Raw genomic sequence first — 10,150 nt, forward strand, 5'->3', positions numbered from 1 at the left:
TTCACAACAGCCGAAACTACCCTCAGGTAAAATGCCGTACTTATCCTCAATATGCTCCCTGCTGTAAAACAATGCGTTACCCGATTGATATATTTGAATGACTCTATTGTAAGATTCATCGTCAGCGACTTCATAATACCAGTCTGATGTTCCCCAGTTGTCATATTCATCGCCACGGGACTCGTCCCAATGCCAGAAGTAGTGCTTCATCAACCTTCCTTGTAACCTAACGCCCGCTTAATGGGCAAATAATGCTTGGCTAAAATATTGAGCGAAGCGAACAAAGCCAAGTTTTATTTGTCCACTTTTTTAAAGCGCTTGTTAGGTACAACTTACCCATCAATGTTGCTTAAATCTTTGCTGTCATAATTATGTATATGATTTAGCTTAACTCTATTTAGCAAGCGTAATAAAGCTATAACAGAAAAAAATAATGCAGCACCAAATAATAAGTATGTTGTAGCACTAAAAGCTTGGAAGTCGATACATACTCCTTTGTAACACCCATTTCTAGGAACACTGAGGACTGATAAAATAGCAAAGCTGATAGCTAAGATTATGTACGCGAATGTTAATTTCATCTCCAAGCCTCTTGTTGTACCTAACGCCCCAATCACAGGCGATTGAACGCTGGCTATACTAGTGAGGCACGAACGCAGCCAGCGAGAAAGCGTCTTAGTGCATTGGTTTGTTAGCAACCTTTGTGGCAACACTTTTTTTATATTTGACGATAAAAAAGCCACCAATCACCATTACACAGCAAGAAGCTACTGCCACCATCAAGCTAAACATAATACCAAACTCAACAAACGGTAAGCGAACGATGACTTCGGATGCGAAAGCTGCCCACAAACCAACATACGACCAAGCCATCGCCTGAAAATGCCAGTATAGCCAGTTTTTGCGATGTTTAAAAAAAACAGGCCACGCCATGCCAAATAATATAGTGAAAAGTGAGAATGTTGCTAGAAAGTGAAAAGGGCCAAATACAAAGAGAGTCCGAGTAAACAAGCCTGTTACGTTCATGACCAACATAGTAGCGAAGTAGAAATAGCCTACCTTTTTGTGTAGAGAATTACCTTTGATTGTTAAAATGACATATGCACCACTTATCATTGCCAATAATGCAAACAAAGTATGAACTGCACCTATTGTTGTTTGAAAAAAAATCACGCTCTTACTCTAGGTTGCTAACGCCGCAATATGGGGCGCACAAAAGCTTGGCTATACTAAGCGAAGAATGAGCGCAGCCAAGCTTTTTGCGTCCCATTCATTATTGCTTTGTTATATTTTCATTACCACTGAGGTTTCATTTTATGCAACTTTACTAAATACGGTATTTGTAGCAATGGTTCTAAACGGATAGTTAAATCTGGCAGGTAAATAAACATACTTACTAGAGTTATAAGCAAGCCGATGTAACCCATAACCAAACAAGACATTAACCCCCAATCTTTTTGAAATAAAAGCCCATACGCGCATAAACCATTAACTAAAATTATAAATGATATGAGCATAGGCATAGCTGCATAAGCGCTACCAGTGTAACTTAACCCAAACATTTCATATGTTGGTTCAAAGTCGAAAATAGCAGAAGCCACATACAAAATTGGAGCAACAACGCCAAGTACCAAGAAAAGCCACCCAAATATTTTAATCCATAGAGGAATGAGCTCTTTTCTTGATTTAGATTCAGTAACACTTTCCTCAATGCTTAATTCAGTTTCCAACGGACTACCTCTGAAAATATAACGCCTTACTAATGGGCGAATAAATGCTTGCCTAAAATTAGCGACGAAGGAGCACAAGCCAAGCGTTTTGCGTCCTTTTGAGTAACTTGATACTTATTGAACCTTCTCCCCGAAGTTTAGCGAACAGCTAAACTTCAAGGCGACCAAACCAAAAGGAGAAAGCTCAGTGAAATTTTATACTAATTATCATAAATATTATTGTGGAATTGATCTACATGCACGCATTTTATACGTTTGTATCCTTGATGATCGCGGCAGCAAAGTTGTTCACCAGAAAATAAAAGCCGATAAAACCGCATTACTTAAACTCATTTCCCCTTACCTCGAAGATATCGTTATTGGTGTTGAGTGCATGCATTGCTGGTATTGGGTCAGTGACTTATGTGCTGAACAGGGTATTGATTTTGTGCTTGGTCATGCCCTCTACATGAAAGCGATTCACGGAGGCAAAGCCAAAAACGATAAAATTGACTCATATAAAATTGCTAGCCTATTACGAGGTGGTAACTTTCCACTTGCTTACAATTACCCCGCACATATGCGTTCTACTCGTGATTTACTCCGTCGAAGAACTAAGCTCGTTCAACATGGGGCACAATTAAAAGCACATATAGTTAACACTAATAGCCAATACAACTATCCAGCACTTGAGCTACATATGAAGAACAAATGTGTTCGTCAAGAATTCCAAACGCGTTTTGAAGACCAAGCCGTTCAACGCAATATCAACTTCGACCTCGCCATTCTCGATAGTTACGCAGAAGAGCTTAAAAAGCTTGAATATTACTTAGAGGGCAAAGCAAAGCAGCATCAGCCAAATTATTATACTCAGCTTCGCACCATCCCAGGTATTGGTCTTATTTTAGCGATGACTATTTTGTATGAGATTGGAGACATTAACCGCTTTGAATCTGTACAAAAGTTCGCTTCTTACTGCCGACTCGTGAAATGTAAAGCCGAGTCCGCTGGTAAAACCTATGGTACTAGTGGTAATAAGATTTGTAATGGTCATTTAAAATGGGCCTTTAGCGAAGCCGCTGTACTCTATTTACGCGGCAATGACAAAGCTCGTCGTTACTTAAACAAACTGCAAAAGCGTATGAGCAAAGCCAAAGCGTTATCTGTCCTTGCCCACAAGCTTGGGCGTTGTGTGTATTTTATGTTGAAGAATAAGACGGTATTCGATGATGAAAGGTTTTTAAAAAGCTAAGTCGGACAATGAGGTGAGCTGCTCTCCTAACTAGATAGGCATGAACAACCACGCATTATTTGTGTTTTAGTCAGCAAAAGCTGTGTTCGCAGGTAAGTGTTGTCGATGTAATAAGCTATTTGGCCTTGATTAGACACCTCATTGGTGCGCATTAATTTTGTAATGAATTAAATCGTTTGCACCTTAACTGAGCCTTTAACTAACTGGACACATGAGCCATATCCTTGAGTAGCGCCAGTTTAAGGTTAACCGATAAATGTCTAGTGGCCCTAAGCAATTGATGTATTAACTGATTTAGGCAGCGATAAGATCGCAATAAGAGACCCTCAATATGTGTTTGCCGTAAACGATTTTTAACGGCTAACAGACATACCGAAGATAAACAGATTTAAAAGATTACAAAGACAAATTAGCTGCTTAAAGCAGCTAAAAAGAATCGTTATGCTTACTTGACCCGAGAAGGTTCATATGTGTTATAAGCCACCGATAACTAAATGATAGATATTTGTGACTAAGGGACTAAACCAATCAAGCCCTTTAAAACTAACTATTATCCAATAAATTAATAGTAAAGTAACTAAAAGATACATGATTGCATAAAGTTGAGCTACTTTAAAATTACCGCCTGTTTTGAAGCCATCCTTGGGTACAAATGTAGCCGCGAATGAATATAAAAAACCGCCAGTGCACCAGAAAATAAAAAATACTATATCCAACGAAAGCTGATAGTTAATGGAATATGCCAAATAAATATACGTGTATGAAAGAAATGCTCGATATAATGCATATAAATATTGGTCAGAATACTCTCCTAAATCAATAGCATCCACGAAATAACCACTTTCGCGTTTTTCAGGAAATAAGTAGCTTAAAGGAATAGCTAATAATATGAGTATTGGGCTGAATAATTGGGAATCAATTAACCCAATAACGAGGAAATACGCTAATAAAAGCCAAAAGTTAAAATATCGTTTCTCTAGTTTTAAAATACTCACACGGTTCCAAAGTGACGGTGGCTATTGTGGTTTATAACGCCTTAATAAACGGCGGAAAATAGCAGGCTAAAATAAGCGAAGAATGAGCGCAAGCCTGCTGTTTTGCGTCCATTGTTTAATTAATTTGTTATATGCTTTCATCTGCCACTGCTTGGTCAAACCAAACATGCTCTGACTCACCGCCCAAGTTAAAACGATACCCGAATGGAAGAGCCATATATATTGCTAACTCAGGGCGTTTTTCGATGATGTGCTCAAAGTGCACCGTAACTAATGAGCTGGTATTACCGTCGTACTCATCTGTAGTTAACCACCAACCACTCATATGATTTGGCGATGGGTAACGAACTCCTTCAACTGGTGTAGAGCCCTCATAAATGCCTTTAGAAATAGTAACAAGTTGAGTTGGCTCAACAGGAGCATAAATTGCTTGATAATGCTCACAACATTCTTTTTGGACTGACTCAATACTCAAGCTTCTTACTCCTGACTTGAAAAAGCATATAACGCCCTGTTAATGGGCGGATTACGCTTGGCTAATATTAGCGAAGAATGAGCGCCAGCCAAGCAGTAAGGCGTCCATTTTAAACAGCTTGTTAGGTTACGAACCTCAATCTACATTGTGATACTGTGCAGCTTGTTCGTAACAGTTAACACATACGACTGACATTTGATTAAACTCTCTGAATCTTTCTGTCATGCCGTCCTCTTCCTCAAAAACAGCCTCACATTGATAACACCAAGCTTGAAGATCATTTGGAACGCTTGAATTTTCAATGAAACCGAGAGGCTCTCCCTCAGGTTTGACAAGATGACCACATAGTACGGCAGCCACTCGCTTTCCATGCTTACCGCAATCAATATACATCGGTTCTATATCTGTACTCATTAGTAACCTAACGCCCGCATAATGGGCGGATAAAGCTTGGCTAAAATCGCGAAGAATGAGCGCCAGCCAAACTTTAGACGTCCATTTTTAATGCGCTTGTTAGGTGTACTTACACTCAAATGTTTTGTGTATATGCATTAATACCAATTAATTCGGAAACACCATTACCCGATTTTAAAGCGAAATTTATTGAAGAAACAAACATATCCAATGATAAAACTTCAAATTGAACCGTAAATTTTGCTGAATTCGATTCGCCATCTGAAACTGAAATAAATACAGCAGTATGGCCAGCAGAATCGATGCAATAAAACTTAAGAAAACAGTGTCCATAAGATGAGTCGACTTCACCTACTTCGAAGATTATTTCATCCGAATTAGACTTGGGAAAACTAGACAAATTTTCTGCGAGATCACGCAGCGATTGAGCATTAAAATACTGCTCCGTTTCTCCTGCGAATCGCTCATTGCATGCCTTAACCCATATTTTGGATGGATCATCTTGCAAAAACTCGAGCTCTAATCTGGGTTGCATCTATATGTACACCTAACGCCCAGCACAGCGGCTGGCAAAGCTGGCACGTAATTGCGCAGCAATTTGAGTGACAGGTTTGACAGTCCGTTGCTGCTGCTTGTTAAGCATTTCTTGCTCCTGAAACTGGATAACCCCACTCGTTTTCTTTACGGACTATGAAATACCATAAATCCGAACCATTTTTCGGTGTTTTAGCTGATGAAGTGTAAATACACTCGCCATTTGAGCTTGTAGTTAGAAGCACTTGCTCGATAACTTCTTCTTCCATTCTCGATCCTTTAGAAATTATCTTCAACTCGAACAGTTCGTCATTCCATGGTTCTCCGAGAGGCCGAGATAGCTTAACCTGAATATGCAATCTAGATTCTGAATCCAATTCACAACTAGTTTCAGTGCTTGGCATCCAGTCCGGCCTTAATCCCTCAGAAAACTCCTTCCTTACCTGAATTATGGATGGTTCATAGCCTTGGTCAGCTTCAATTTCACCTATGCATCCCCAGCAATCACCACCACAATCGATCGATAATGGATCACCCTTAACTTCTAGTTCTCTATTGCAAATGTGACAATGTGAATTCATAGGACTGATGCTTAACATGTTTATAGCGAGCGAATCGCTCGCTTTTCTTATTAGATTATTTTTAACAAACTTGTTAACTAATTGCCAGTGTTATTAAAATTTAGGAGTTCTCGCTTTTACCTCAGGATAAAAACGAGCGATTGGGTCGTTTTCTTGACTATACGAGCGACTGAGCTAAAGCTGTATATATACAAATTCATTTCAAAGGAATGAAAATGAAAACTCGTTCTCCTTATTTAAACTACATTGCAGACTATATGCTCACTCGTCAGTATTCATTAAGAACAATTAATGCTTATTTAGGTTGGATCGCAAAATTTATTCACTTTTACAACAAACGTCACCCAAGCTCAATGGGAGATGCAGAAGTCAAAGCGTTTTTAGACCATATTGTATTAAAACGTAATATGTCACCTAAACACAAAGCGCAGCTTTAAATGCGCTGGCTTTTTTATATAAACATATTGTCAAAAATGAGCTTTCTTTAAACTTGAATTTTGCACGAAGTAATCGACAACCAAAGCTGCCTGTAGTGATGACGCCTGATGGAGTAAAGCAATCTCTTACTCACCTGCACATATTGCAAAGAGCGACTTTGTGTAAAAAAAAGAGCGCCATGACAAACATAAACAAAACGGGCGTAGCAGTATGTGTCAGGTGCAGCAATTTATTAGCCGTTTAAGTTTGACAATATACTTTCTATATTCCCCTTCCATGCAGGGTAATCTTCTTCATTTTCTAGCCACAACTCATTTAGTTCTGACTCTCCTGATAAAACTCTCCGCAGGCCTTCAGAAATATCAGACTTTAAATTTTCAATTCCTTCTTTTCCTTGCTTTGATAGCCATTCGTCATAGCCTTCGGTATTATGATTATATTTTGTACCGTTTAATATGTAGTCCATTATAGAAGCAGCAACAATAACTTCGTGGCATTCATCGTATTCCAGATACTCCGCATCTTTATGGTTTTGTGCTTTTTTGATAAAGCTGAGAGCGTCTGTTTCCATAGCTTCATAAAGTAAGTCACAAGAAGTATCATCATCAAACACTCCCATTCCCCATGCACCCATATTATTTCTCCTTTGTTGATTTGATTTCTGCCAAAGCCTTTATAACCGGCAGCCTGCCGCGAAGCTGCGTTTAGTCTGTCTAGCGACGCAGTGGCGGTGGCTGTTAAACTTGTTAGGTGACTGGCTACGCATTTTTTATTACACCAAATTCATACTCATATGCCGCCCCACCCTCATTAAACACCCAACCTTCTTCGATAGCCCCTTTAATAATATTACGAATGATATTTGGGGTTATTTGAGTTTGATGACTAGATAGCCAATTATCTGGCCGATCAATATTCAGAGTAACATATAAAACCTTGGGCATTTCACAGTCCAATTCTTGAATACCTATGGTCATTGGGCTTTGAAACGCCCCCTGAGTGTAAGTTGGCTTTGAACGAATTAACCAACCGTATGTATGCCCTTCATACTCAATTTTTCTAATTCCTTTTTTAGGTAGTGCCATTCAACTTTTTAACCTAACGCCGTAATAAACGGCACAAAATAGCAGGCTAAAATTGGCGACGAAGGAGCACAAGCCTGCTGTTTTGCGTCCTTTTTTATGGCTTTGTTAGGTATCGAAAACCTCTGCTTTACCAATTACTTTTACAATAGGGTTTTCCCGACAAACAACCTCTAAACATTCGTCAGAAGTAACTATTAAGTGAGACCATTCACCATCATTTCCTATAAAGAAGGTGAGCGGACTTTCTTTGTGCCAGCCGTGACCTCTTATTTTAAAAGTATTGAACTTTGGTCGTTGTTCGCTCCAAACTTCAGTCAACCCATGCTCATCAAGACAACGAAAGCCATTTACAGATTCAAATAATAGCTCGTATATAGTTTGTGATTCTTCGTGAAATACACGAGCAACAAGTTCATGGTATTCGTGTTTTGCGTCGCCTTTAATCAGGTACTTTACACCATTCGATTTCTCTAAAGTCCACTCTTTGGTACCCCATGACAAATCAACTAACCACAAACTGCCATTTTCAAAAGGTGTTGGCCAACTCTGAAATTCCATCTAGCTACCTAACAATTTAATAGTGCTCGCGTCACGCATCTTTCTGCCAATGTCACGCTCATGTATTAATAAATCTATTAGTAACAAATAACTTAAAGCATCGGCAACTTGTATTTTAAATTAGTCCTAAAGGGATTCAGAAAAAGAAAATGCGCTCGTCGCTCATTTTTTAATATATGTGCGTACTACATAGTTTGGAAACAAATTAACTATTATTTTAAGCCAACCTCAATGTTTAGCTATCTCTGAAAATAGACATTTAGGGTATTTGCGTTAACTAATTACTGGAAAAAAACATTTTAGAGAGTCGGATGTATTAGGTGAATTTCGCATAAACATTTCTATTGGCTAGCGCACCACTGAAGAGCTAGAAATAGCAACAAAGTGACGCAACCCATTTGTTAGCGCCTCAGCGAGAGTATTTAGTGGTTTGTTATAATCCGAACTAAAGCCCACGTTGCCATCGCTTTGGATAGATACCTTTAAATACGATATTATTAAGTCCTTGCCTATCGATATGCCCTTTCTTGCACTTAATTCCATAGTAAATAAAGGCAGTTAAAGCACAAAATGCGTATAGTGATAAACAAAGAATTAATAAGCATATTGTGAACATTACAGATACTGTACCAACATCGTAGCTACGTATTGGGATATCTGACTCAATACCAAAGCTCGAGGCAATTATAAAGAATAACGGGTACGCTGCTGAAAGCCCAAGCAGGCAACCAATACCACCAACTTTAGCAGACTGCGAGTAGAAATATGGTTTTAGTCTTCTCTGACTATTAATCGCTTGAATTAGCACAAAGCTTTCCTATGGTGTATAACGCCGCAATATGGGACGTATTAAGTTTGGCTGAAATTTGAGAGGAACGAGTGCCAGCCAAGCTTTAGACATCCATTCATTGATGCGTTTGTTATATTTACTATGCTACTGAAAGCATAAAATCATACCCACAATTCACCACCATTTTTCAGAGCCTTAAGTTTTTTTAAAACCTCTTCAGCGTGCTCCCAGTCTCTGCAAGGAATAGAAATTTTGCCTTTACTTTTTTTTCTATTCCAGATCAAAGGAGTTCCAGCTCTGGATTCAATAATTTCGCATTCACCAACATTTTTAGGAATTTGATATTTAGGCACAGATCGAATCCTTAAGTAAATATAATGCTTAGCTAACGGACACAAATTGTAGCGCGAAAATGCCAAAGGCGCGCCCCGTTTTTCTCCCAGTGAACGTGTTAAGCGTCTTTTATGTTCAAAGCAGGAATTTAATTCATTATCTCGAAAACGCTAAAACTTTCACAACGGTTATTTTTTATAGAAATAATTAAGGATAAACCCGGTCTCTGTGGTTTTGATATCTCTACGAAAACATGCAGCTCACTTTGATTTTTACCAAGCAAGCGAGCATACTTGAAATGTTTATTTTCTGAACTTGTTAGCTCATTTATCAAGTCAAACTGCTTTTTACTGTATTTGCATTCTGAACCTTCATTTTTATGACTACGAACATCCTCAATCAGTTGATTTAGATAAACGATACCTACGTCTGAGTAGCAAAATGCCCGAGAGCTTCAAAATGCCAATAATAAAAATATACTAAAAGCTTTTCTCAAAAAACCTCCTTGTTAAATAAGAACATAACGACCGCATATGCGGCTGGTTTGGAGCGCAGCGTAAAACCAGTCCGACAATATCCGCTTGTTAGGCATTCTTGTACTCTTTCTTGGTTTTCCACCATATATAAGGCCCACCAATTAAAAATAGTACCAATATAAACGGCATAAGTAGGTTATCTGATTTCCACGCCTTTTCTGATTTGGCATAGGAACGGATTACATTTTGCTCTATCTTGACTTCAAATACATCGTGAAACTCTTTAGTTGTATATATTGGCTTCGTACTTTCTCTAGGTTCAAATAGAACCTCAACTCTTTTCCCTTTAGAGTTGAATAATGAGTCATAAACTATGCTCTGGCCGTTAGATTTAGAAGGGTAATTGAAATTATAATTATCATCTACAAATGCAAAGCGAATTCCGTAATCATACTCCTGCACCCAATCGATATACCCATCACGACTAACCAGCTCTTCTTTATAAGGGAA

At 38.6% G+C, this 10,150-nt stretch carries 16 protein-coding genes; 2 read left to right on the top strand and 14 right to left on the bottom strand.

Features of this window, described 5'->3' with window-relative positions; genetic code table 11:
* The 3 genes from WA256_RS20790 to WA256_RS20800 all read right to left on the bottom strand — a co-directional run.
* A partial coding sequence (locus tag WA256_RS20790) for a hypothetical protein (protein ID WP_335991463.1) occupies positions 1 to 210 on the bottom strand: 210 nt, incomplete at its 3' end.
* 465 nt (positions 211 to 675) lie between these two features.
* Positions 676 to 1,173 carry a DUF2306 domain-containing protein gene (locus WA256_RS20795; protein ID WP_335993262.1) on the bottom strand — a complete coding sequence of 166 codons (498 nt, stop codon included), beginning with the start codon at positions 1,171 to 1,173 and terminating at the stop codon, positions 676 to 678.
* 122 nt (positions 1,174 to 1,295) lie between these two features.
* Positions 1,296 to 1,730, bottom strand: coding sequence for a hypothetical protein (locus tag WA256_RS20800; protein WP_335993264.1), 435 nt, complete (start codon positions 1,728 to 1,730; stop codon positions 1,296 to 1,298).
* A 187-nt stretch (positions 1,731 to 1,917) separates the two neighbouring features.
* On the opposite strand from WA256_RS20800, the gene WA256_RS20805 reads away from it, so the two are divergent.
* The gene (locus WA256_RS20805; protein ID WP_335993266.1) at positions 1,918 to 2,961 is read left to right on the top strand and encodes an IS110 family transposase; all 1,044 of its coding nucleotides are present in this window, start codon (positions 1,918 to 1,920) and stop codon (positions 2,959 to 2,961) included.
* A 473-nt stretch (positions 2,962 to 3,434) separates the two neighbouring features.
* On the opposite strand, the gene WA256_RS20810 is transcribed toward WA256_RS20805, so the two are convergent.
* The 5 genes from WA256_RS20810 to WA256_RS20830 form a co-directional block, all read right to left on the bottom strand.
* Positions 3,435 to 3,956, bottom strand: coding sequence for a hypothetical protein (locus WA256_RS20810; RefSeq protein ID WP_335993268.1), 522 nt, complete (start codon positions 3,954 to 3,956; stop codon positions 3,435 to 3,437).
* A 127-nt stretch (positions 3,957 to 4,083) separates the two neighbouring features.
* On the bottom strand, positions 4,084 to 4,431 hold the full coding sequence (locus WA256_RS20815; protein WP_335993270.1) for an immunity protein Imm33 domain-containing protein: 348 nt from the start codon (positions 4,429 to 4,431) through the stop codon (positions 4,084 to 4,086).
* 135 nt (positions 4,432 to 4,566) lie between these two features.
* Positions 4,567 to 4,845: a hypothetical protein gene (locus tag WA256_RS20820; protein ID WP_055022527.1), complete on the bottom strand. Its 279-nt coding sequence runs from the start codon at positions 4,843 to 4,845 to the stop codon at positions 4,567 to 4,569.
* A gap of 115 nt (positions 4,846 to 4,960) precedes the next feature.
* Entirely contained in the window at positions 4,961 to 5,380 is a 420-nt protein-coding gene (locus tag WA256_RS20825; RefSeq protein ID WP_062565552.1) for a hypothetical protein, read from the bottom strand.
* 100 nt (positions 5,381 to 5,480) lie between these two features.
* Positions 5,481 to 5,648: a hypothetical protein gene (locus WA256_RS20830; protein ID WP_156426480.1), complete on the bottom strand. Its 168-nt coding sequence runs from the start codon at positions 5,646 to 5,648 to the stop codon at positions 5,481 to 5,483.
* A gap of 527 nt (positions 5,649 to 6,175) precedes the next feature.
* On the opposite strand from WA256_RS20830, the gene WA256_RS20835 reads away from it, so the two are divergent.
* Positions 6,176 to 6,397 (top strand): site-specific integrase, encoded by a 222-nt coding sequence (locus WA256_RS20835; protein WP_335993274.1) that lies wholly within the window; start codon positions 6,176 to 6,178, stop codon positions 6,395 to 6,397.
* A 233-nt stretch (positions 6,398 to 6,630) separates the two neighbouring features.
* On the opposite strand, the gene WA256_RS20840 is transcribed toward WA256_RS20835, so the two are convergent.
* From WA256_RS20840 to WA256_RS20865, 6 genes are all read right to left on the bottom strand, one after another.
* Positions 6,631 to 7,032: a DUF4259 domain-containing protein gene (locus WA256_RS20840; protein ID WP_335993276.1), complete on the bottom strand. Its 402-nt coding sequence runs from the start codon at positions 7,030 to 7,032 to the stop codon at positions 6,631 to 6,633.
* Positions 7,033 to 7,156: 124 nt separating this feature from the next.
* Complete coding sequence (locus WA256_RS20845; protein WP_062565553.1) at positions 7,157 to 7,483, bottom strand: hypothetical protein; 327 nt, start codon at positions 7,481 to 7,483, stop codon at positions 7,157 to 7,159.
* Between the two features lie 105 nt (positions 7,484 to 7,588).
* Positions 7,589 to 8,041 carry a hypothetical protein gene (locus WA256_RS20850; RefSeq protein ID WP_335993279.1) on the bottom strand — a complete coding sequence of 151 codons (453 nt, stop codon included), beginning with the start codon at positions 8,039 to 8,041 and terminating at the stop codon, positions 7,589 to 7,591.
* A gap of 445 nt (positions 8,042 to 8,486) precedes the next feature.
* Positions 8,487 to 8,849, bottom strand: a complete 363-nt coding sequence (locus WA256_RS20855; protein WP_335993281.1) for a hypothetical protein — start codon at positions 8,847 to 8,849, stop codon at positions 8,487 to 8,489.
* A 143-nt stretch (positions 8,850 to 8,992) separates the two neighbouring features.
* Positions 8,993 to 9,184, bottom strand: coding sequence for a hypothetical protein (locus WA256_RS20860; protein WP_062565556.1), 192 nt, complete (start codon positions 9,182 to 9,184; stop codon positions 8,993 to 8,995).
* A 564-nt stretch (positions 9,185 to 9,748) separates the two neighbouring features.
* Positions 9,749 to 10,150: hypothetical protein (locus tag WA256_RS20865; protein ID WP_335993283.1), on the bottom strand; the 402-nt coding region annotated here is incomplete at its 5' end.

The organism is Pseudoalteromonas sp. CH_XMU1449-3 (assembly GCF_037027245.1).
GTDB classification, from domain to species: Bacteria; Pseudomonadota; Gammaproteobacteria; order Enterobacterales; family Alteromonadaceae; genus Pseudoalteromonas; species Pseudoalteromonas shioyasakiensis.

Excerpts from the sequence above, each read along its gene's own strand:
- WA256_RS20820 (WP_055022527.1), bottom strand. The coding sequence starts at position 4,845 with ATGAGTACAGATATAGAACCGATGTATATTGATTGCGGTAAGCATGGA.
- WA256_RS20825 (WP_062565552.1), bottom strand. The coding sequence starts at position 5,380 with ATGCAACCCAGATTAGAGCTCGAGTTTTTGCAAGATGATCCATCCAAA.
- WA256_RS20830 (WP_156426480.1), bottom strand. The coding sequence starts at position 5,648 with ATGGAAGAAGAAGTTATCGAGCAAGTGCTTCTAACTACAAGCTCAAAT.
- WA256_RS20835 (WP_335993274.1), top strand. The coding sequence starts at position 6,176 with ATGAAAACTCGTTCTCCTTATTTAAACTACATTGCAGACTATATGCTC.
- WA256_RS20840 (WP_335993276.1), bottom strand. The coding sequence starts at position 7,032 with ATGGGTGCATGGGGAATGGGAGTGTTTGATGATGATACTTCTTGTGAC.
- WA256_RS20845 (WP_062565553.1), bottom strand. The coding sequence starts at position 7,483 with ATGGCACTACCTAAAAAAGGAATTAGAAAAATTGAGTATGAAGGGCAT.
- WA256_RS20850 (WP_335993279.1), bottom strand. The coding sequence starts at position 8,041 with ATGGAATTTCAGAGTTGGCCAACACCTTTTGAAAATGGCAGTTTGTGG.